The organism is Pantoea sp. YR525 (genome assembly GCF_900116775.1).
In the GTDB taxonomy this organism is placed as follows: domain Bacteria; phylum Pseudomonadota; class Gammaproteobacteria; order Enterobacterales; family Enterobacteriaceae; genus Pantoea; species Pantoea symbiotica.
On sequence record NZ_FPBU01000011.1, the window covers coordinates 64,655 to 85,583 of the forward strand.

21 protein-coding genes are annotated in these 20,929 nt (G+C 51.9%); 13 read left to right on the plus strand and 8 right to left on the minus strand.

Going from position 1 to position 20,929, the window contains the following annotated elements:
• Positions 1-6 precede the first annotated feature (6 nt).
• Complete coding sequence (locus BM323_RS24535; RefSeq protein WP_008109136.1) at positions 7-1,215, plus strand: DUF6421 family protein; 1,209 nt, start codon at positions 7-9, stop codon at positions 1,213-1,215.
• Positions 1,216-1,305: 90 nt separating this feature from the next.
• On the opposite strand, the gene BM323_RS20735 is transcribed toward BM323_RS24535, so the two are convergent.
• The gene (locus BM323_RS20735) at positions 1,306-2,193 is read right to left on the minus strand and encodes an SDR family oxidoreductase (protein WP_008109134.1); all 888 of its coding nucleotides are present in this window, start codon (positions 2,191-2,193) and stop codon (positions 1,306-1,308) included.
• Positions 2,194-2,296: 103 nt separating this feature from the next.
• Between BM323_RS20735 and BM323_RS20740 the strand changes: the two genes are divergently transcribed.
• On the plus strand, positions 2,297-3,121 hold the full coding sequence (locus BM323_RS20740; RefSeq protein ID WP_008109132.1) for a helix-turn-helix transcriptional regulator: 825 nt from the start codon (positions 2,297-2,299) through the stop codon (positions 3,119-3,121).
• On the opposite strand, the gene BM323_RS20745 is transcribed toward BM323_RS20740, so the two are convergent.
• A complete protein-coding gene (locus BM323_RS20745; RefSeq protein WP_008109130.1) occupies positions 3,063-3,494 on the minus strand; it encodes a winged helix-turn-helix transcriptional regulator in 432 nt (143 codons plus the stop codon). The genes BM323_RS20740 and BM323_RS20745 overlap by 59 nt on opposite strands.
• 111 nt (positions 3,495-3,605) lie before the next feature.
• Here BM323_RS20745 and BM323_RS20750 point away from each other — a divergent pair, with 111 nt between their 5' ends.
• The gene (locus BM323_RS20750) at positions 3,606-4,655 is read left to right on the plus strand and encodes an NAD(P)-dependent alcohol dehydrogenase (protein ID WP_008109128.1); all 1,050 of its coding nucleotides are present in this window, start codon (positions 3,606-3,608) and stop codon (positions 4,653-4,655) included.
• A gap of 303 nt (positions 4,656-4,958) precedes the next feature.
• Here BM323_RS20750 and BM323_RS20755 read toward each other — a convergent pair whose 3' ends face one another.
• Entirely contained in the window at positions 4,959-5,399 is a 441-nt protein-coding gene (locus tag BM323_RS20755; protein ID WP_008109126.1) for an ester cyclase, read from the minus strand.
• Between the two features lie 110 nt (positions 5,400-5,509).
• On the opposite strand from BM323_RS20755, the gene BM323_RS20760 reads away from it, so the two are divergent.
• The 3 genes from BM323_RS20760 to BM323_RS20770 all read left to right on the plus strand — a co-directional run bounded on the left by BM323_RS20760 (position 5,510) and on the right by BM323_RS20770 (position 9,658).
• Positions 5,510-6,427 (plus strand): LysR family transcriptional regulator, encoded by a 918-nt coding sequence (locus tag BM323_RS20760; protein WP_008109124.1) that lies wholly within the window; start codon positions 5,510-5,512, stop codon positions 6,425-6,427.
• Positions 6,428-6,576: 149 nt separating this feature from the next.
• Complete coding sequence (locus BM323_RS20765) at positions 6,577-8,412, plus strand: methyl-accepting chemotaxis protein (protein WP_008109123.1); 1,836 nt, start codon at positions 6,577-6,579, stop codon at positions 8,410-8,412.
• 169 nt (positions 8,413-8,581) lie between these two features.
• Entirely contained in the window at positions 8,582-9,658 is a 1,077-nt protein-coding gene (locus BM323_RS20770; RefSeq protein ID WP_008109120.1) for a diguanylate cyclase, read from the plus strand.
• A 1-nt stretch (position 9,659) separates the two neighbouring features.
• Here BM323_RS20770 and BM323_RS20775 read toward each other — a convergent pair whose 3' ends face one another.
• The gene (locus BM323_RS20775; protein WP_008109117.1) at positions 9,660-10,121 is read right to left on the minus strand and encodes an OsmC family protein; all 462 of its coding nucleotides are present in this window, start codon (positions 10,119-10,121) and stop codon (positions 9,660-9,662) included.
• Positions 10,122-10,467: 346 nt separating this feature from the next.
• Complete coding sequence (locus BM323_RS20780) at positions 10,468-11,127, minus strand: helix-turn-helix domain-containing protein (RefSeq protein ID WP_008109115.1); 660 nt, start codon at positions 11,125-11,127, stop codon at positions 10,468-10,470.
• Positions 11,128-11,262: 135 nt separating this feature from the next.
• On the opposite strand from BM323_RS20780, the gene BM323_RS20785 reads away from it, so the two are divergent.
• From BM323_RS20785 to BM323_RS20815, 7 genes are read left to right on the plus strand one after another with little or no spacing between them, the layout of a single operon-like run.
• On the plus strand, positions 11,263-12,180 hold the full coding sequence (locus tag BM323_RS20785) for a carbon-nitrogen hydrolase family protein (protein WP_008109114.1): 918 nt from the start codon (positions 11,263-11,265) through the stop codon (positions 12,178-12,180).
• A complete protein-coding gene (locus BM323_RS20790) occupies positions 12,173-12,955 on the plus strand; it encodes an ABC transporter ATP-binding protein (protein WP_008109111.1) in 783 nt (260 codons plus the stop codon). Before BM323_RS20785 ends, BM323_RS20790 begins: the two co-directional genes overlap by 8 nt.
• Positions 12,956-12,973: 18 nt before the next feature.
• Positions 12,974-13,810, plus strand: coding sequence for an ABC transporter permease (locus BM323_RS20795; RefSeq protein WP_238541748.1), 837 nt, complete (start codon positions 12,974-12,976; stop codon positions 13,808-13,810).
• A gap of 2 nt (positions 13,811-13,812) precedes the next feature.
• Positions 13,813-14,829, plus strand: coding sequence for an ABC transporter substrate-binding protein (locus BM323_RS20800; protein ID WP_008109108.1), 1,017 nt, complete (start codon positions 13,813-13,815; stop codon positions 14,827-14,829).
• Positions 14,830-14,838: 9 nt separating this feature from the next.
• Positions 14,839-15,045 (plus strand): hypothetical protein, encoded by a 207-nt coding sequence (locus tag BM323_RS20805; protein ID WP_008109105.1) that lies wholly within the window; start codon positions 14,839-14,841, stop codon positions 15,043-15,045.
• Positions 15,038-16,408, plus strand: a complete 1,371-nt coding sequence (locus BM323_RS20810) for an amidase (protein ID WP_008109103.1) — start codon at positions 15,038-15,040, stop codon at positions 16,406-16,408. The genes BM323_RS20805 and BM323_RS20810 overlap by 8 nt, the downstream gene beginning before the upstream one ends.
• On the plus strand, positions 16,405-17,286 hold the full coding sequence (locus BM323_RS20815) for a DMT family transporter (protein WP_008109101.1): 882 nt from the start codon (positions 16,405-16,407) through the stop codon (positions 17,284-17,286). The genes BM323_RS20810 and BM323_RS20815 overlap by 4 nt, the downstream gene beginning before the upstream one ends.
• A gap of 193 nt (positions 17,287-17,479) precedes the next feature.
• Here the strand turns inward: BM323_RS20815 and BM323_RS20820 are convergent, their stop codons facing one another.
• The 3 genes from BM323_RS20820 to BM323_RS20830 form a co-directional block, all read right to left on the minus strand.
• A complete protein-coding gene (locus BM323_RS20820) occupies positions 17,480-18,559 on the minus strand; it encodes a mechanosensitive ion channel family protein (protein ID WP_008109099.1) in 1,080 nt (359 codons plus the stop codon).
• A 238-nt stretch (positions 18,560-18,797) separates the two neighbouring features.
• Positions 18,798-19,667, minus strand: a complete 870-nt coding sequence (locus BM323_RS20825) for an ATP-grasp fold amidoligase family protein (protein WP_091004273.1) — start codon at positions 19,665-19,667, stop codon at positions 18,798-18,800.
• Between the two features lie 5 nt (positions 19,668-19,672).
• Complete coding sequence (locus BM323_RS20830; RefSeq protein WP_091004276.1) at positions 19,673-20,908, minus strand: oligosaccharide flippase family protein; 1,236 nt, start codon at positions 20,906-20,908, stop codon at positions 19,673-19,675.
• Positions 20,909-20,929 lie beyond the last annotated feature (21 nt).

Consider the following 20,929-nt stretch of genomic DNA (forward strand, 5'->3'; position numbering starts at 1 on the left):
ATCATTATGGAATGGATTAGGAATAAAGTTATTACTGAATTGTGTCCTCGTATACATGAGTTCAATAAATTTCAAAATGCTACTGGCGCGATAGCACGTAGTTTAGATAAAGCTGAGTATTTGTTAGATGAAATCACTGCTTTGTCTGCTGAGATATTGGATGCTCTAAAACAATCCGATTATGCCGTACAATTGAATAAAGATTTTGGTGAATGGAAAAGAATTGGGCTAAATAATGCACCCTGTTTTAAACGGTCATTAGAGAGTTATGTTCCTCCTATAGATGGCGGTCAAACTTTTTACCTGGCTTCAATCATTACGCCTAATAGTCATAAAGAAAAAGGTTATTGGCTGGAATGCTTTTTTGCGCAACGAAAAGAACCCGATGTCTTGTTACCGATTATGGCTGATTTACCACATCCACAAAATGTCAGCCAAACTATGCAACTCATTGCTTCGTCTTCAGGTTTCAGCGTAGGGCATTGTTTAGTTTTCTTTCCGGAAAATGTTAAAACAAGAAATAAGGTCGATAAACAACACTTTGCGATGTTCTTTTTTAATAAATTCCATGCTATCTACCAAAAAGACACATTGCGTAGAGTAGGATCTTTATTTGATTTTCAAGGGCAAACATCACAATTGTTAAGCGCTGAGAATTGCTACGCAGCGCGCACGGTATGGGGATACTTACACGACTATTATCATCACTGCGGACCTCGTCCGTTTAATAAAAACATTCAAGTCAAAATGAATTTTTGGGTTGGTGTTTTGGAAGAAATTAAAGTTGATTGTCTAACCATTCTCAGAGTGCAAAAGCATCATTATACATGGTGGCGAGAAGTAACTGATTTCATTTTATTCGAAAGATTAGCTCGTTATCCTGCACAACACGATGCGACGAGTAACTTTGATGCTGCAACTGGTGTACTATTATTTTCCTGGCTTAAACGTCGCGGGCATGGAATTAGCATTTCCAATCATACTGGAAAGGTGCTGCTGAATTTGGAGAAGTGTTTGATTGGTTTGAATATTCTTGTACAAGAAATAGAGGAGCTTGAGAGTATTGAGGATAATGCAACGTATAAGCAAGCAGTTGAAAATTATGTGATGCAAGAACTTCAGCCCGGGAATGACAATGAGCGCTACAACATCCCTGATGATTATCTAATCCATAAAAAGAACATGAATGTTAGTGTCCCAGTTCTTTTCTTTTAACTCTATATCCCAATGTGTTATTTGAATCTGTATGCGATGAAAGTAGAAATAAGCGCACCAATCACGGTGCGCTGCAAATAATTATACATTTTATGCAAAATATCCGCTTTCACGCATATCCTGCAGTAATCCCGGCCCACGCGGCTGCCAGTTAAACGTCTCACGCGTCCACGCGCTGGAGGACGGATTATCGGTAGACGCGAAGAACGCCATCCAGCCTAACCACTCTTTGGCTTCTTCCAGCGTCAGGCTTTTTACCGGCAGCGCTAATCCGGCGCCGATAGTTTCGGCAATCTGACGGAACGGTACACCTTCTTCCTGCACCGCATGCAGAATCGCACCCGGCTCAGCCTTTTCGGCCGCCAGGCAAAACAGTTCAGCCGCATCATCGCGATGGACCGCAGGCCAGCGATTCTCGCCGTCGCCGACATATACCGCCGCACCTTTCTCCTTCGCCATGTTGATGATCATCGGAATAAATCCATGATCGCCCGCGCCATGCACGGTTGGCGGTAAGCGCACCAGCGCCACGCGCACGCCGCTGTCGGCCAACGCCAGCGCGGCGACGTTAGAATTGGAACGTGGATGCGCGCCCGCTGTCGGTCTGATTTGTTCGGTGGCGAGACGTCCCGGCGACACTAACGCGGTGCCGGTGGTGACAATCAGCGGACGATCTGAACCTGCCAATACTTCACCCATCGCCAGAATCGCGCGCTGATCGACGTCGGCAGCATGGTCCATGCGGCTGAAATCGTGGATATATCCGGCGTGGATCACGCCGTCGCTCTGTTCAACGGCCTTGCGCAGACCGACGAGATCTTCAAGATCGCCGCGAATAACCTGCACACCTTGCTGCTGCAATTTTTCTGCGGAAGCCTCGCTGCGCGCCAGACCTTGCACCTGATAACCGCGTGCCTGCAGTTTTTTCACAATGGCGGAACCGATAAAGCCGCTCGCCCCGGTCACAAAAATTCGCATATTGGTGCTCCACTTTTTCAAAGTTGAAGCACTATCATAAAAGTCTGCGACGCGGCGAAAAGTCGTGAGCTTATACAGGTATACGCACTAACAGGATAAAGGCATGACTCAGCAAGATGACAACGTGCTCGGCAACTATCTGCGCGAACGCCGCCAGCGGCTTGATGCGGCGAAACTCGGCTACACCTTGCTGCGCCGCCGCACACCGGGCCTGCGCCGGGAAGAAGTGGCGGTGCGCGCGTGCGTTAGCACCACATGGTATACGTGGCTGGAGCAGGGCAGAGGCGGCGCGCCTTCGGAAGAAGTGCTGGAACGTTTAGCTCGCGCATTGGAGCTGAGCGCTGCCGAGCGCGATCACCTGTTTTTGCTGGCGCAAAATCGTCTGCCGGGCGTGACATGGCAAGCGGGTGTGGATGTTTCGCCATCGCTACAGCGCGTACTCGATAGCATGGAGAACACGCCAGCGCTGGTGAAAACCGCAGAGTGGCAAGTGGTGGCGTGGAACCGCGCGGCGACCAAAGTGTTTGTTGATTACGCCGAGCTGCCGCCCGCCCAGCGCAATATCCTGCTGATGATGTTCCGTAACGAGGAGATGAAGGAGCGCCTCCCGGACTGGTATAAAGTGACACGCGGCATGGTGGCCAACTTCCGCGCGGACGTGGCGCGAACCGGCGCCAGCAAGCATGTGCGCGCGTTGGTAGAAGAGCTGTGCGAGATGAGCGACACCTTCCGCCAGCTGTGGCAATCGCAGGAAGTGAGCCAGCATGGCGAAGGCATCAAACAGCTGTGGCTGCCCGACGAAGGTGTGCTCGAGCTGGAATACAGCACCTTCGCGGTTGAAGGCAAACCGGGTTTAAGTCTGGTGGTATTTAATCCGCGTCAGCAGCACGATCGGGATTGTGTAGCGCGGATGATGGCGTGTCCGTAGCGGCGCGATAGTGGGCTTCCATCTCATCCAGCGCCGCCTGATTCTCCAGCCCCCATTGATACATCTGCTCAATCGGTGCCGCGAACGTCATGCCGAGCGGCGTTAAGCGGTAATCGACTTTCGGCGGCACCACATCATAAACGTGACGGGCAATCAGCCCGCGCTGTTCCAGCTCTTTCAGCGTTTGAAACAGCATCTTCTTCGAAATTCCCTGCAGGCTGCGCCGCAACTCGCCGGTGCGTGCGCGATAGTTCGGCCAGTGATACAGCGCGTGCAGAACCATGCTGCTCCATTTCACTGAAAACAGATCCATTAGCCGCCGCGGCGGCGAATCCGCATAAAAAAACAGCTTACCGTCAATAATTGCGGGCATCGTTTGCGCCTCCTGTATGGTTACCAAATGGTAACTACTATCAATTTCGCACCATGTTCACTATAGTCTGCCGCCTTCAGCTAGCTAAAGCCAGTTCATTACGGAGGCACTATGAAAATCAATGCATTAGTCGCGCACGACGCGGCTAAACCGCTCTCTTCCAGCCAGATTGCACTGCGCCCGCTGCAGCTGCAGGATGTCAAAATTGAAATTTTGTACTGCGGCGTGTGCCATTCGGATCTGCATATGGCACGTAACGAATGGGCGGTCAGCCGCTATCCGCTGGTGCCAGGACATGAAATCGTCGGACGCGTGGTGGAAACCGGCGCGGACGTAACCCATTTCAAAGCGGGCGATGTCGTGGGCGTGGGCGTGATGGTCGATTCCTGCCGCGAATGCCATTTCTGCCAGCATAAAGAAGAGCAATATTGTGAATCCGGCTTTGTTGCAACTTACAACGGCATCGATAAATACACTGGCGACAGCACGTGGGGCGGCTACGCACAAAATGTCGTGGTCGATCAGCACTTCGTGGTGTCCGTACCCCAAACCTTACCGTTAGCGGGCGTTGCGCCGCTGTTGTGTGCGGGCGTCACTGTGTGGTCGCCGCTGCGTCACTTTAACGTGAAAGCCGGTGATAAAGTTGGCGTGGTCGGCTTGGGTGGATTGGGTCATATGGCGGTTAAACTGGCGAGTGCAATGGGCGCGGAAGTCACGCTGTTCACCACTTCACCGGCCAAAGGTGAAGATGCGCTGCGTTTGGGTGCTGCGCGCGTAGTGGTTTCACGTGATGCGGAGCAGATGGCGGCGGCACAAACTTCACTCGATTTCATCGTGGATTGCGTCTCAGCGCCGCACGATCTCGATCCTTACCTTGCCACGCTGAAAACCAACGGTCGTTTAGTGCTGGTCGGCATTCCCGAGCAGCCGCACCAGTCTCCAAACGTCACGCCGATGGTGAATCGTCGTTTGAGCATCAGCGGCTCATCGATTGGTAGTATTCAGGAAACCCAGGAAATGCTGGATTTCTGCGGCCAGCACAATATCACTGCTGACATTGAGTTAATTGGCGGCGAAGCTATCGAAACTGCGTTCGCACGCATGTTGAAGGGCGATGTGAAGTATCGCTTCGTTATCGATATGCAAGCGACGCGCTGGTAAACGTTATTCGCCTGCACATTGTTGCAGGCGATTTCACCCTGAAATCGCCTGAGCCTGGCGCGATAAGATGCTGATGACGCTGAACTTTACCCGTCATTATGGATTGAAATTCGCCGCTGCCCCAATGTTACACGACATAGTTACAACATACTTTAATGATTTCCCCCGTAAATTCCGGCCCTGCTGCTGTGGTTTGGTTAATCAGGCAAATAAGTTGGCTATGGCGACCTGTAATCACAGTTAAAATTTTATATATAAACTGGGGCAGATTAGGGGTTAATTCAGTACGGAGAAGCCATAGTGTTAAGCCGGCGGAAACTGGCCCAACTGCTGGAACATTGCGAGCCAATCTTCCATATGCCAGGTTGTGGTAACGCGTTCACCATCCAGTAGATGAAATTCATGAAGACGCACGCTTATGCCGCGTCCGGTTGGCGCAATCCCCATAAACTCGCCGTGATGCGTGCCGGTGATTTCGGCGCGAACCGCGATTTTCCCCGGCTCTTGCACCATATCGTGCACGGTGATGTTGATATCAGGAAACGCTTTAATAAAACCCACCAGCAACGGTTTAAAGCCTTCGGGTCCCGGACCTTGTCCCGGGCCTAAAGGAATGTCATTCCAATCTTTAGTTACGGCTAAATCCAGTAAATCAGGGTTTTTATCACTAAAGGCGCGATACAGCATTTCTACCGCTTCACGCTCTGCTTTAAGGCGTTGGTTTAATTCGGTTGTGACATTCATAGGGGTTCCTTTGCATCAAGTTTAAGGGTGTGTCTAACCGGCTTGAGCAGTATTCCTGAATATGTCACTATCAATCCAACAAATGGTTAATATACAGCATTATATAAAATATGAATTTTGATGGATTCGACCTCAACCTGCTGGTGGCGTTTAATGCGTTGATGCTGGAACGTAATGTCACTAAAGCCGCCGCCATTGCGGGCGTAAGCCAACCGGCGATGAGTGCAGCATTATCTCGCTTACGGCGCGTATTTAACGATCCGCTGTTTATTCGTAGTGCCGAAGGCTTGCTGCCGACAGCCAAAGCACAAGAGATCGCCGTGCCGGTTGCTGAAGCGTTAGGGCAGGTGAGAAACCTGATGAATCCAACTCACATTTTCGATCCAGTTACTCAAGCGCGTAGTTTTACCTTGGGATTGACGGAATATCCACTCCATGTACTTTTGCCTTCTTTAACGCAGAAACTGGCTTTATTAGCGCCGAATTGCAGTATTCACGTGCGCTATTTTACCGATCGTGATGAAACGGTGCCCTTATTAGATGCCGGGAAAATTGATATAGCGATTGGCGTGCCCCCGACCAAGGCTGAAAACCGGATACTTTCTCATCCGTTATTAACCGATGATTTTGTCACTATGATTGGACGCCACCATGACGTCGCAGAAAAAGGAATCGACCTGAAATCTTTTGTCGCGATGCGTCATATTCTGGTGTCGCCGGAAGGCAATCATTATGGATTGGTGGATCAAAAGTTGCGTGAACATAACCTGGTACGCGATATCGGCTTGACGTTACCCACGATGTTTTCTGTACCGGCGTTGTTACCTGGCACCGATTTTATCGCCACCGTGCTAAGTCGTGTGGCAACTCACACAGCAAATCAAACGCTTATCAACGTGTTCACGCCACCCATTGAACTGCCAACCATAACCTTTCATTTATTGTGGCATCGTCGCACTCAGGAAAATCCAGCTCATCAATGGTTGCGACAAGTGATCAACGATGTTGCTGCCGCCTGTCAAACCTGACAATTTATCGTGCACATCACGACAACATTTCCGGTTGCGCGTCACATCCTGCAATCACTTTTTGCACAATCCTGAATAAACATTTCCCGCACCGCTCCGATAACTCCCTTACAAACTTTACAAAAACAACAATCGCAGGAGCAGGGAACATGGGGCTGGTATCCCGATTACGTAATGTGCGCATCACGCGTAAACTGTCGGCAGGATTCGGCATCGTGCTGTTGTTAGTGGCACTGGCAACCGGATTGAGCGTGCAGCGCTTCAACGCTATTCATGACATCTATCAGAAAACTAATCTGATTTATGACATCAACATTGAGGTGTTCCAGGCCAAAATTAACCGCCTCAAATATCTGTATGGCGATGATAAATCCGGCCAGGTGATGGCGAACTACGTAACGCATGCGCAGCAGCTTACCAGCGAAGCGAAACAACTTTCATGGTCGGATGGCGCCAGAGCGCGGGTGGATGAACTGGGAACGCACCTCGCCAGTTTCCAGAACAGCATTGGCGCCATGACGCAAGCCACGCAGCAACTCAATAGCCTGCGCGCGCAGCTTGATGCCTTAAGCCAGCAAGACATGACCTCGCGCTACACCCAACTGATTCGCACTCCGGTTACTAATCCTGAACTCACCAACCAAATCTACGAACAGCTTTTCGCCATTAGCAATGTGCGTGAAGAAGCATGGGCGCTGCGTTTTAACGTTAGCGATGCGCTGCGTAAAACACTGGAGAACCATTTCCAGCAGGCCGATCAGGGCATGAAAGGGCTGCTGGCGCAGTTACCGCCGGAACAGCAGGGCGAATTTACCTCGCTGTGGCAGGACACTGAGAAATTCAAAAGCCTCAGCCTGCAAGCGGCGGATGCCTATGGTCAGCTGCGTGCGGCGGAAGATACCGTCAAAGTGGCGGGCGATAAAAGCAGTGCGGCGATTAAACAGATCATTACCATCGTCAAAGCGCGCAACGATGAACTGGCCAATGGATCGGCGGCAATCTCACTGCTGATTGGTGGTCTGGCGATCCTGTTCGGCGTGCTGGTGGCGTGGTACATCATTCGTCAAATCACGCGTCCGGTATTCCATAACCTGGAACTGGCAGAGCGCATCGCCAACGGCGATCTCAGTTCGCAATTTGCCACCGATCGCCATGATGAACTCGGCAAGCTGACGTCGGCGATGGGACGCATGAACGAACGGCTGCGCAGCATGATCGGCGATGTGCTGAGCAGCGTTAGCAGTGTGTCACAGGCGGCCAGCGCGATTAATCAGGGCAACCTCGATTTGTCATCGCGCACCGAACAACAAGCGGCGGCGGTGGTGGAAACCGCTGCCAGCATGGAACAGCTCACCGCCACGGTGAAAAACAACGCCGCCAATGCACGTCAGGCAAGTCAGATTGCGGCGGAAGCGTCACACAACGCCAACAAAGGCGGCATCGCGGTGCGTGATGTGGTGAACACCATGGGCGAAATTTCTGACAGCTCGAAAAAGATCGCCGATATCACTGCCGTGATTAACAGCATCGCCTTCCAGACTAATATCCTCGCGCTGAACGCGGCGGTGGAAGCGGCGCGTGCCGGTGAGCAGGGACGTGGTTTCGCCGTGGTCGCCAGCGAAGTGCGCAATCTGGCGCAGCGCAGTGCCGGTGCGGCAAAAGACATCGAACGGTTGATCAGTGAATCGGTGGGACGCATCAGCAATGGTCACCAGCAGGTGGCGCGCGCCGGTGAAACCATGGATCAAATCCTCGGCAGCATTGCGCGCGTGAATGAAATCATGGAAGAGATTTCAGCAGCATCGGATGAGCAAAGCCGTGGCATTGAGCAAATTGCTCGTGCGGTGGGCGAGCTGGATACCACCACGCAGCAGAACGCCACGCTGGTTAGCGCCTCTTCGCACTCAGCGAATTCGCTGGAAGAGCAGGCGCTGATGCTGGAACGATTGGTGGCGCAATTCCGCTTGCAGGGTGCTGTACGCTAAAATTACAGTGGAAGTCGGTCAGATTGACTTCCACTGTTTCTCTTTTGAGCTACACGCGACTTTTTTGTGCGGTTGCAGAAGTGCAAGGTAAATATTCTCAAAATATTCCGCTCCACTGATAACTTTTCCCGTTAAACTGCAATTCTTGTCGTCCTGATACTTCCCGTGCATGAACTACTACTCACCTGACGATAGTCACTTGAAGCGGCGTTCCCAACGCTTCGTCCGTCGCATGTTTATCATGCGTCAGCTCGGCACGATTTTATGTTTTTTCCCGATCCTCTCGGTACTGATGGAGATGGATCGTGGCGTGGCGTTTAGCGCCCTGTTATTTGTGAATGCGTTTCTCTGGCCGTGGCTGGCGTATCATCGCGCGTTGCGGGCCGAAGATTCCACCACCACCGAACGGCATAATTTAACCCTCGACGCCGCCTTTGGTGGCATTTGGGTGGCGCTGATGGCGCTGAGTCCGCTGCCTTCGTTTGTCATCATGGCGGTGCTGGCCTCAGATCGTTATGCCGCCGGCGGTGCCGCGCAGCTGATCGCAGCGATGCAGGCATTTCTCTGCGGTTTTGTCATGGTATGGCTAATGGATGGCGCTGGCGTAAACCTGACGTTCAGCACACAAACCGTTTGGCTGACCTTGCCGCTCGCGACTTGCTACATGCTGGTGCTCAGCGTCACGTCCTACAATCTCACCTGGCAATTGCGCAAGCGTAACCGCGAGCTGGAGCGCATTGCGCTGATGGATCCCGGCCTGGAAATCCCCAATCGTCGCCTGTTTGAACGCCGTTTGGAGAGCGAATTTCTCAGCACGCGTCGTGGTGACAGCGCCGGTTATTTGCTGCTGATGGATCTCGATTATTTCAAAACGGTAAACGATACCTGGGGCCATGAAGCGGGGGATTTCCTGCTGGCAGAAATCTCGGCGTTGCTGCGAAATCATGTGGGATTGCAGGATATTCCGGCGCGTTTTGGCGGCGATGAGCTGGGCGTAATTGTGCATCATGCCAGCGATGAATCGGTGGTGGCGCTGGCCCAACGTTTGCAGGAAAAGATCGCCCAGGTGCGCTTACCGGCGTCGGCAGAGTTTCGTTGTTCGGTGAGTATTGGTATTGCATCGGCAGCAAATGCGGAGTCGATTCGTCACTGGTTGCGGCATGCCGATGAAGCGCTGTATGAGGTGAAACGCGCCGGACGCAACGGCGTGCGCTTGTGGCAACCGTCACTGGCCGGCGCGGCCTGAATCACACGAATTCGGGTTCGCAGTTCACCGGGAAGTTAAGCGAGTTAGCGATGAAACAGGCTTCATGTGCCTGATGATGTAACTCACGTGCGCGTTCCGCATCTGCCGGATCGCGCAATTCAATACGCGGTTTTAACGTGATGTTGGTAAACCGGCCACGCGTGCCCTCAATCATTGTTCCTTCCGCCGCATCTTCATAGGCTTCCACCACAATTCCGGCGTCAGAACAGAGGTGCAAATACCACAATTTGTGGCAAGCCGAGGCTGAAGCCAGCAGTAACTCTTCTGGATTCCAGCGCGCCGCATCACCGCGAAAAGCGGGATCGGCGCTCAGCGCTACCGTCTCTTTGCCAGCGGCAATCAGCTCCGCATTGCGGTCATAAGCGGTGTAAGATGCGGTGCCTTTGCCACGGTTGCCGGTCCAGCGCACCGTGACCTGATAATGGTGTTCCTTTGCTGCCATGTTAAAAGCTCCTTTTTAAATCGTAGGGCCGCCATTAATGGCGACCCTCTCAATGTACGCTCGAAACTGGAAAATGCCAGCCACGGTATTTTTCGGTCACCATAAACGGCGACCCTACGAAAATCCCGCCAAACCATTGTAGGGTCGCCATTAATGGCGACCCTCTCAATGTACGCACGAAACTGGAAAACACCAGTCATGGTGATTTTCGGTCACCATAAATGGCGACCCTACGAAAATCCCGCCAAACCATTGTAGGGTCGCCATTTATGGCGACCCTCTCAATGTACGCACGAAACTGGAAAACGCCAGTCACGGTGTTTTCCGGTCACCATAAATGGCGACCCTACGAAAATCCCGCTAAATCCTCGATATCCAGCTTTTCCGTCTGGCAGATGGAAATCAAACTGGCGGCCCCGTCGCTCAGACGCACAAAAGTATGGCGCATGGTGCTGTCGATATAGGCGCTGTCGCCTTTCGCCAGACGCAGCGGCGCATAGAGTTGCGTATGCAGCATCACCTCACCGCTCAGCACGTAGATAAACTCTTCACCCGCATGCTGCGACCAGGCTTCAGGTGGCGGCAGCTGCTGAGTTTCGATATCCATCACCACCGGAATCATGCCCTTCACCAGCAATTCGGCGGCGTGCACTTCATAGCGAAACCACGGATTGGTAAACGCAATGCCTTTACCTGCCAGCGTGTAAGTGCGTCGTCCCTGCATCGCGCCGCTGGTTAAGGGTTGATTGGGCAATTCCTCGGCAAACAGCTCGGCCAGCGAGTAATCAAAGGCGCTGGCGATCTTAGCGATGGTATCGAACGACGCTGAAACCTGGCCTTTTTCAATCTTCGACAACGTGGAGATCGACACGCTGCTTAACTCGGCAACCTGCTCCAGCGTCAGCTCGCGCGCCTGACGTATTGTCTTGATGCGCATACCAAAATCCTGCTCGCCGGTGGTGGCTGCGCCCAGCCCGGAGGCTTCATGCTGTCGGGTGGTTTTCATAATGCTGACTCTCTTCCACGAGTAACGTGAAAAGTACTTTCTCACATATGATAAAAAATTTCCTATAAGAAAAATGTATTGGTCTTGGTGTGAGTTAAGTAGCAGTTTAGAAAAAAACTTCTGGGAGCTGTTGCCATGTCCGCCATCACCATTGCCAGCGTCACCTTAGCTGCGTTTTACGACAAAGCGCGCAATCTCAATAACCTGCTTGCCTGGATGGAGCACGCCGCACAGGAAGGTGCCGACCTGGTGGTCTTTCCAGAGCAGATCCTGCAAGGCTATTTGCCGGACACGCTCAACTGGAACGGTGAAGCCGTGGCGTGGCAAATGGCGCAGGCCGAAGTGGTGCCGCAGGGTGAAAGTGTGCTGGCGTTGCAGCGGCAGGCGACACAACTTGGCGTGCATGTGGTATTTGGCATGACCGAGCGCCATCCCGAACGCGCCGAAGTGCTGTTTAACAGCGCGGTGCTGCTCGGGCCGCAAGGCTTGGTCGGTGTGTACCGCAAAGTACATCAGCCGGGCGATGAAAAGCACGTTTACTATCCTGGTAGCGACTTCCCGGTGTTTAACACGCCACTCGGCCGCATCGGCATGCTGATTTGCTACGACAAAGTGTTCCCGGAAAGCACCCGCGAACTGGCGTTAAAAGGCGCAGATGTCATGATCATGCCCACCGCGTGGGGTTACGGCGGTGATGGCAGCGCGGGTGATGCCGATCCGATGGTTGACAGCTATACGCTGTTTGGCCGGGTACGCGCGCTGGAAAATCAGTGCTGGATGATTGAATCCAACCTGTGCGGAACGCATGGCAATCTGCACTATCACGGCCACAGCCGCATCATTGATCCGCTCGGCAATATCATCGCCGACAGCGGCAGCACGGAAGGTATGGCGCTCGCCAACGTGGAGATCCAATCCGCCATTCTTCGTGCGCGCAGCAGCGATTATCTCGGTTATCACTTCCTGAAAGATTACGTCCCGGTGCAGGCGCCGCCTTCGCCGTTGACGGTTCACAATCGCCACGCGCGACCTTTGGGGGAAAGCCATGAGTAAGGTTCTGGAAGCCGCAGGCATCCATAAAAGTTATCCCACGCCAGGCGGCGAAGTCACGGTGCTACGCAACCTCAACTTCCACGCCAATCGCAACGAATTTGTCTCATTTGTGGGGCCGAGCGGCTGCGGTAAATCGACGCTGTTCAACATTATCACCGGCCTGTTGATGCCCGACAGCGGCAGTATTCTGCTGAAAAACCGTGAAACTACCGGCACGCCATCGGCGGAACTTGGTTATGTGCTGCAAAAGGATCTGCTGTTCCCGTGGCGCACGGTGATCGACAACGTGATTCTCGGCCTTGAAGTGCGTGGCACGCCAAAAGCCGAAGCGCGTGCCCGAGCGCGTGAACTGTTCGAGCTCTACAAAATGAGCGGCTACGAACAGAAGTATCCTTCACAGCTGTCCGGCGGTATGCGCCAGCGCGTGGCGTTGATGCGCACCATGGTGACCAACCCGGAAATCATTCTGATGGATGAAGCCTACAAAGCGCTGGATTACCCGCTAAAAATCGCGCTGGAAAGCGAGCTGCTCAGCGTGGTGAAACAGCAGCACAAGACGGTGATTTTCATCACCCACGATATCGAAGAGGCGGTAACGATGTCGGATCGCGTTTACGTGATGAAAGCGCGTCCGGGTGAAATTGTGCAGGAGATTGAGGTCGATCTCGGTACCGACAGCCTATCGATTCCCGAGCGCCGCTTAGCGCCGCGCTTCAACGAATATTACGAGCGCATCTGGCGCAGCATCGGCACCCAGCCCGAGCCGGTTAACTAACGAGAGGATGTCATGGTGATGAATACGGTGTCTACGCGCCCAACGGTCGCTTCGACCGCCAACCGCAGCACACGCGAAACCTTCTTCCGCTCGGCTAACGCGCGTCGTTATACGTTGCTGGTGTTGCAGATCGCAATTGTGGTGGTGCTGCTCGGCGGCTGGGAACTTGGTGTGCGCAGCGGCAATATCAATGCGTTTCTGTTTTCCAGCCCGTCGCAGGTGTGGGAGGTACTGGTACAGCGTTTCAACAGCGGGGAAATGCTCACCGACATCCGCGTGACGGCGTTGGAAACGCTGGTTGGCTTTGCGGTCGGCGCAATTGGTGGATCGATTCTCGGTCTGCTGCTGTGGTACTCGCGCTTTATCTCGGATTTAGCAGCACCTTTTATTGCCGCTATTGGTTCGATTCCGGTGCTGGCGATTGCGCCGATGACCATCATCTGGTTCGGCACTGAGATGCTTTCAAAAGTGGTGATCGTGGCGTTCTCCTGCGTGGTGGTATCGCTGACCACCTCTTATAAAGGCGCGATGCGCACCGATCCCGATCTGATTAATCTGCTGCGCTCCTTCAACGCCGGACGCGGCACCATTTTCTTCAAGCTGGTGGTGCCGTCGGCGATGCTGTGGGTGCTGTCCGGTTTACGCCTCAACGTCGGTTTTGCGCTGGTCGGCGCCATCGTTGGCGAATACATCTCTTCCGATGCGGGCGTTGGACACATGATCCTGCTCGGCAGCTCCAACTTCGGTATGAACATTGTGCTGGCTGGCATCGTGCTGGTCATGCTGATGATGCTCTGTTTTAACGCGCTGGTGGCTTTTCTTGAACGCCTCATTCTCTCCTGGGACAGGAAATAATCATGAAAACATTTCGCTTCGCTACGATCTCTGCCGCAGTTTCTTTAGCTTCATTGGTCAGTGTGCATACGGTGCTGGCTGCCGACACCCCGGTACGCATTAATCAGGCTTTCCAGTCGCTGCTCTATCTGCCGCTGTACGTGGCGCAGGAGCAGGGCTTTTTCAAACAGCAGGGCGTTGAGGTAAAAATCAGCACCGGCGGCGGCGGGGCGCAATCCTGGGCGGCGGTGATTGGCGGCTCGGCGGATTTCTCGATTCAGGATCCGGTGTTTGTGCCGAAAACCCGTGAAAACGGCGGCAAAGGCGTGGTGGTGGCGGGCGTGCAGAACGCGCCAACCATCTTTGTCTTCGGCAAAGAAGCGGCTTCACTGCAGGACAACTTATCGCTGCTGTCGGGTAAACGCGTAGTGACCAGCCCGCAGCCCGATACTACATGGGCGTTCATGAGTTATCTGATCAAACAAAACGACCTGAAAGACGTGAAGCTGGTGCATGTGGCGATCGGTAATGAAATTCCAGCGGTGGCGGCGGGGCGAGCGGATTACGCACTGGCAGCGGAACCGCAGGTGACCATGGCTGAGCAACAGAACGGTTTGCACGTGGTGTATTCGTTCTCGGCGGCGCAATCCTGGTATCCGTTTGCTTTCTCCAGCCTGACCACCACGCAGCAGTACATCGACAAAAATCCGCAGGCGGCGCAGGCGGTGGTGACGGCATTCGAGCAGGCATCGCGCTTCATCTATAAGCATCAGGAAGAGTCGGTGCAGATCGCCCGCAAATACTTCCCGGCGCTGCCGGAAGCGGTGGTGAAGAAAGCAGTGCAGCGTGAGATTGATGCCAAAGGCTATCCGGAGAATGTGCTGGTGTCGCAGAAGGCGTGGGACAACAACATGAACATCGCGCTGTACGCCAAAAACATCAAAGCCTATCCGTCGGAAGCCACCTCTTATCAAAACAACGTCAACGTCGAGCTGGCAACCAAAGCCAAAGCGGCGGTGGATGCGATGGGTGATAAATAAGGAGCCGCCATGATCGACCCGATTGCACTGCGTCTGGCGCTGATTCAGCGCCACTGCGCGGCCGATGCTGACGAGTTACTGCCTTTACTCAGCGATTGTGAGGCGCGTGCGGCGGGCGTCAGCGTCTTTGCTGCCACGCATTTCCCGCCGACCTTATTACCGGCGACCGCCTGGGTTTCGGCCTTGCAACCGCCGCTGGAGTTGCCGCATGAGTGAATTCATTGATGCCTCAATGCTGATGCTGGCGCAGCAGCTGCGCACACGGCAAACCAGCGTGCCGGATCTGGTTGAAGCCTGCCTGGCGCGCGGAGAAGCCACGCACGATCTTAATGCGTTTAACCAAGTGTATGTTTCACAGGTACGTCAAACCGCCAAAGCCAGCCAGCGCCTGCTGGAGCAGGGCTACGATCTTGGGCCGTTGCACGGCATGCCGATCGCCATTAAGGCCAACATCGATCTGGCCGGGGAAGAGATGCATGCCGGTAGCCAAATCCTCAGCGGCAACATCGCCACCCGTGATGCCCGGGTAGTACAGCGTTTGAAGCAGGCCGGTGCGCTGATTATCGGCAGCACCAACATGCATGAGTTTGCGTGGGGCGGCACCACTAATAATCCCCACTATGGCGCCAGTAGCAATCCGTGGGATGACACGCGCATTCCCGCTGGATCGAGCGGCGGCTCGGGCGTAGCGGCATCAGTGCGCAGCGCGCTGGCCTCGCTCGGTACCGATACCGGAGGATCGATTCGCTTACCGGCCTCCATGAATGGCATCACCGGATTACGGCCTGGCGTGGGACGGCTTTCCACCGAAGGCATTTTCCCGCTGGCCTCCAGCCTTGATACCGTTGGGCCGCTGTCGCGCTATGCCGAAGAGTGCGAAGTGCTGTTTGATGTGCTTGATGGCCAGGCAGGAAAACTGAGTGCCTTGCCGGAATTGGCTGGCTTGCGCATCGGTCTGCTGCCTGAAGTGCATCAGCAGGTGCAGCCGGACGTTGCCAGCGCTTACGACCAAATGGTGCAGTGGTTCAGCGCGGCAGGTGCGCGATGCCAGACGCTGAGTTTCACCGGGCTCGATCAGGCGGTTAACGCGTTGGTACTGATCAACCTCGCCGAACCGGCATCGCTGCATGCGGCGTGGCTGGCAGAGCGACCAGAAGAGTATGGCGCGGACGTGCGCAAACTGCTGCAGGCCGGTTTAGGCATCAGCGCGGTGGAGTATCTGCAGGCGCAGCGCTTCCGCACCGGTTTACGTATGCAGATGCTGCAACACCTTAATCAGGTGGATGTGATTCTGGTGCCGACGCTGCCGTTTACTGCGCCGCATAAAGGGCTGGAAGCGATTCAGATGGGCGACCGCGAAGAGAGCGTGCTGACTGGCAATATGCGCTACAACGCGCTGGCGAGTTTGTCGGCGTTACCGGCCATCAGCCATCCCGCCGGATTTGATCGCGACGGCATGCCGATTGGTATGCAGCTGATTGGGCGCGACGGTGCCGAACGTCAATTGCTGGCACTGGCGCGCCGTTTCCAGCTGGACCACGACTATCATCTGCAAACCCCAACGCGGTTGCGCGCGTGAAAGCGGTACCGCTACGCGATGTACTGATTTTGGTGCTGGTGGTCAACGGTTGGGCGTTCAACGTCATTGCCATGAAGTTTGGCCTGATGGAACTGCCGCCGCTATTTATGCTGACGCTGCGTTTCGTGCTGGTGGCGGCGATCCTGCTGCCGTTTCACCGCCTGACGCGTCGCCAGTTACCGGGCATGCTGATGCTGGCCTTCACTTTCGGATTTGTGCATTTCGGCTTGATGGTGATCGGCATGCAAACCGCCGATGCCGGCACCACCGCCGTGTTTATCCAGATGGGTACGCCAATCGCCATGCTATTAGCGGCGTTTTGCCTCAAAGAGCGACTTAGCTATCGGCAAATCTGTGGCGTGGGCGTGGCGTTTATTGGCGTGATTATTCTGGCGGGCAGCCCGGCGCTCACGAACTGGCAAGGCATGATGTGGCTGCTGATCAGCGCCTGTGGTTGGGCATGCAGCACGGTGATTATCAAACGTCTACCGCCGATTGCGCCGCTGGCAATGACCGGCTGGTTATCGCTGTTTGCCATTCCACTGGTCGGCATCAGCTCCTTGCTAACCGAGCAACATCAATTCACCTTGCTGATGCAGGCGGGCTGGCGCGGCTGGTTGGGCGTGATTTACAGCGCGTTGGGTTCGTCGGTCTTCGCCTATTCGCTGTGGTACGGCTTATTGAAACGCTATCCTGCCAGCCAGATCTTACCCTGGTCGCTGCTCAGCCCTGCACTGGCGCTGCTGATGGGCGTGGCGATCCTGCATGAATCCCTCGATCACAGTAAAGTGCTCGGTACGCTGCTGATTGTCGGCGGCATTTTGCTGGCGGTAATTAGTGGGCAGTTTTTGAAAAGGCGGGTATACCAGCATTCATAACAGCTATCTCAAAATTTAATGAAGCGATAGGGGGATGGAGAACGTGATTTCTCTTAATGTTTGGCTGTAATGCCTGTCTTGTCTCTCACTTAAGCAATAAATTGCCTATATATGCAGGTGCGCATGAATGCGCACCCTACGAAAAACGCGCTAATCCTTTGTAGGGGCGCCATTCATGGCGACCGATTTACACTTAACTATTCGTCTCTCGAACCCCGGCATCTGTTAATGTCGCGCGCACCTGAGGAAGACTCTGCGGATAATTTTGCTGAATAAACTCAATCATCTTTTCGCGCACATAACAGCGTAAATCCCAGGCTGTGGGGGAGTTTTGTGCCGTCATCAACATACGTATAGTCATGGTTTTGTCCGTCGTATCCGTAACCTGAAGCACCTGAGTTTGCTGATCCCAAAGTTTGGTTTCACTAAGGACTTTTTCAAAATGTTTACGCAGCGGCTCCAACGGCATCGAGTAATCGAGATAGAGAAATACCGAGCCTAATATTTGGGCGTTATTACGCGTCCAGTTCTGGAAGGCATTTTCAGTAAAGTAGGTAATGGGCAGAACCAGACGGCGCAGATCCCAGATACGCACAACAACATAAGTTAGGTTGATCTCTTCAATCCAGCCCCATTCATTTTCAACCACCACGGCATCATCAATTTTTATTGGCTGCGTAAAGGCGATCTGAATACCGGCAAACAAGTTGACCAGCGACTTCTGCAGCGCAAAGCCAATGATGATACCGGCAACGCCAGCACCGGCGAGGATGGTGGTGCCGAATTTTCGCACGCCAGGGAAACTAAGCAGAATCAGTGAAAGACACAACGTCACCAATACGACGATAGCGACTTTTTTGACATACATTATCTGCGTGCGAATTTTTCGTGCGCGAAGGTTATTCGACAGATTGATGTCATAGCGAATGAAAAGCATATCCTGCGCCACATTAATCAATCGAATTATCACAGAGCAGAAGGATAGAATAATAAATATATTAACGGTGGTAGTGATAAAACTCAGGGATCCAGGCTGGATATTAACAGAGTTAAGCCCTGCACTGATTAACAGCAAAGGTATGAACAGAAACATCGAGCCACGCAGATGCTTTTCCAGTGATTTGAACAGTTTTCTGTCACGATTCTGCCAGTAGCGAATGAACCTGAGTAAGATAAATCGCGCCAGAAAACCCACTGCGAGTGAGAGCGTGACAAGTAACACAGCAGGCACCCAAGTTGGCGCACCCGATAACTCATCAAATAATAATGGCATTACTTTCCCTTTTATTAAGCCAACAACCTGGGTTGTCAGATAAGTTAAAAAATCAGTAACCATTCTTTTATCGGTTATCTGCGGATTATTTCTTTACGCATATCAGTATAGACGCTGTGGCTGGAGGGGATGGACGGCAAGTTCATCGGTCGCCATAAATGGCGATCCTAGGAAGGATTGAAGGGTGCGCATTGATGCGCACCTATTTCGATAGAAGGAAAATCAATCACTTTCGACACTACAACTTTAGCTGGTGGCCTAAAATAGCATCGGCTTCCTGCAATGTAACATCGAGTCCTGCAGACGGCGTGAAGGTCAATTCGCCAAAAATAACGTTACCATTGAGAAGGTAAAAATCAGCGCGGACAAATTTAAAATCCGATGCCAGTTTAACCGCATACTCTTTCATTTTATGAAAACCTTCGGGCATTTTCGGATAACTGTTGGAATTGATTAATTCAACAGTATCTTCAAAGGGAAGCGGGTTCCAGCTCATATCAAAATAATAGAATTTAGGTTTGCCTTTTTCTCGCTCCATGCAAACCATCACCGCATAAGGTTTTCCATTGAAACAGTAGAATTTGTAATCTTCTGGAAAACCTCCACGTTCATTCTCAATGTATTTCTCGCATAAGATTTTGCGATCTATTTTCTTATACTGGGGTTCAATAAAATGGCTTGAGAAATCCTGTTTTAACCATTTATTGAGTTGCTTGTTGGTTTGTCCAATGTCCAGTGAACCTTTGTTGTCGCAGATGATGTTATAGCCTGCGCCATGGTTACACTTGAGGGCAAACTTATCGGGTAATGCGCGGTAGTCTATTTCCTGCGGATCATCATACACGCCGTAGAGTTGGTTAAGTATTTCACCACATCCTTTCGATTTAATATACTCCCGCACCTTATACTTATCTGCGCACAATGTATAAATGTCATCATTTAGCTCATTGAATTTAAGCCACTGAATTTTTTCATTGAAATTGATCGGGTTGGTTAAGTTAAGCTTTTTCTTGAACTTAATGTAGTAGTGAGTTTTCGCGCAAAATTCCGGGTACATGTGAGCGCTGATTTTTAATGCGGATTTGACTGTGTGTTTTATCATTTTCATTAAAATTATCTCAGTTTGAAAATGTTAAGATGCATTTTGATGATTGTTTTATTTCTGAAAAAGTAATTGAGTAAAGTGCAAGACAAAATCTCAACGATCAAAAAACAGTATGCAGCCCCATTAATCCCGTAAGAATTAATCATTAGCCAGGATAGCGGTATGGTTAAGACACAGCATAAAAACATCTTTTTAGCCAGGTAACTGTATCCGGACTCTTTTATCATATAGCGATAGCAAATTGTGCCTAATGCAGAGAACATCGTACCAATGATAATAATGGGAATGATATTTACCGAATCCATATACTTATCGCCATACAACAAATGGATAAAGTAATTACCAAAAATGTAGAATCCACCTAATGCAATAAGCGAAAACAGGATGACAATACGATTGATTTTAATCAGCAGCATTTCAACGGTGACTTGATCTTTTTCGCTATAGATCTTTGAGAAGAAGCTTGTTATTAACGCCAGTACAATAAATGACCAGGCACCTCCTATGGTTAACGCGACGCTATAAACACCCAGGTTTGAGTAAGAAAGGATTTTTGCCAAAAAAATACTCGATATCTGCGTGTAGATGTCCGCAGATAGGCTCGATAAAATCAGCGCCCCCCCGGTAAACAGCATATGCCGGTTATACATTCCGGCGCCCTTACGATTATCATTTATTTTTGTCGTATATTTAAAATAGAGGAGACGCAGGATGTAAGGTATCAGCGGAATGAGAATAATCGGCAGGGTGAAGTAGTACACTGGCAGTTTAAAGTGTGAGATATAGAACCGAATCACCAGGGCAACAGATAAGCCAATCACATTAGTGATGGTGTTGATTTTTGATTTTAACTGGGTGTTGTTGTAGATGGAAAAGAAGTCCATCACGATATAGTAGGTGGCAATACCGTTGGCCACACCAAATAAAAAAACAATGATGTCTGTGAAAAAATAGAGATAGATCAACACTGAGCTTGATGACAGCAGGAAGAAAATACGCCGTTGATTTTGCGTGTGCATCGCTAACGCAATTCCTGACTTAGTATTTTCACTCATGCGCTTAAACAGGATGTTCTGACCACCAAACCACGACAGCGTTTGTACAAATATAAATAGAGAAGTTGAAATGTTGATCTTACCGAAGTCTTCAGGGCCAATGTATTTTGCCATCAGTGCATTGATATAGATGAGCCCGATGATATTGACCGACTTTTCTAACATGATCCATATTGAGTTAGAGTACATTGCTCGTTTCTCATATTCATA

Coding starts and splice junctions, on each gene's coding strand:
- BM323_RS20775 (WP_008109117.1), bottom strand. CDS start 10,121: ATGGCAGCAAAGGAACACCATTATCAGGTCACGGTGCGCTGGACCGGC.
- BM323_RS20795 (WP_238541748.1), top strand. CDS start 12,974: ATGAATACGGTGTCTACGCGCCCAACGGTCGCTTCGACCGCCAACCGC.
- BM323_RS20830 (WP_091004276.1), bottom strand. CDS start 20,908: ATGTACTCTAACTCAATATGGATCATGTTAGAAAAGTCGGTCAATATC.
- BM323_RS20820 (WP_008109099.1), bottom strand. CDS start 18,559: ATGCCATTATTATTTGATGAGTTATCGGGTGCGCCAACTTGGGTGCCT.
- BM323_RS20780 (WP_008109115.1), bottom strand. CDS start 11,127: ATGAAAACCACCCGACAGCATGAAGCCTCCGGGCTGGGCGCAGCCACC.
- BM323_RS20735 (WP_008109134.1), bottom strand. CDS start 2,193: ATGCGAATTTTTGTGACCGGGGCGAGCGGCTTTATCGGTTCCGCCATT.
- BM323_RS20785 (WP_008109114.1), top strand. CDS start 11,263: ATGTCCGCCATCACCATTGCCAGCGTCACCTTAGCTGCGTTTTACGAC.
- BM323_RS20800 (WP_008109108.1), top strand. CDS start 13,813: ATGAAAACATTTCGCTTCGCTACGATCTCTGCCGCAGTTTCTTTAGCT.
- BM323_RS20825 (WP_091004273.1), bottom strand. CDS start 19,667: ATGAAAATGATAAAACACACAGTCAAATCCGCATTAAAAATCAGCGCT.
- BM323_RS20750 (WP_008109128.1), top strand. CDS start 3,606: ATGAAAATCAATGCATTAGTCGCGCACGACGCGGCTAAACCGCTCTCT.
- BM323_RS20755 (WP_008109126.1), bottom strand. CDS start 5,399: ATGAATGTCACAACCGAATTAAACCAACGCCTTAAAGCAGAGCGTGAA.
- BM323_RS24535 (WP_008109136.1), top strand. CDS start 7: ATGGAATGGATTAGGAATAAAGTTATTACTGAATTGTGTCCTCGTATA.
- BM323_RS20770 (WP_008109120.1), top strand. CDS start 8,582: ATGAACTACTACTCACCTGACGATAGTCACTTGAAGCGGCGTTCCCAA.
- BM323_RS20745 (WP_008109130.1), bottom strand. CDS start 3,494: ATGCCCGCAATTATTGACGGTAAGCTGTTTTTTTATGCGGATTCGCCG.
- BM323_RS20740 (WP_008109132.1), top strand. CDS start 2,297: ATGACTCAGCAAGATGACAACGTGCTCGGCAACTATCTGCGCGAACGC.
- BM323_RS20765 (WP_008109123.1), top strand. CDS start 6,577: ATGGGGCTGGTATCCCGATTACGTAATGTGCGCATCACGCGTAAACTG.
- BM323_RS20790 (WP_008109111.1), top strand. CDS start 12,173: ATGAGTAAGGTTCTGGAAGCCGCAGGCATCCATAAAAGTTATCCCACG.
- BM323_RS20805 (WP_008109105.1), top strand. CDS start 14,839: ATGATCGACCCGATTGCACTGCGTCTGGCGCTGATTCAGCGCCACTGC.
- BM323_RS20760 (WP_008109124.1), top strand. CDS start 5,510: ATGAATTTTGATGGATTCGACCTCAACCTGCTGGTGGCGTTTAATGCG.
- BM323_RS20810 (WP_008109103.1), top strand. CDS start 15,038: ATGAGTGAATTCATTGATGCCTCAATGCTGATGCTGGCGCAGCAGCTG.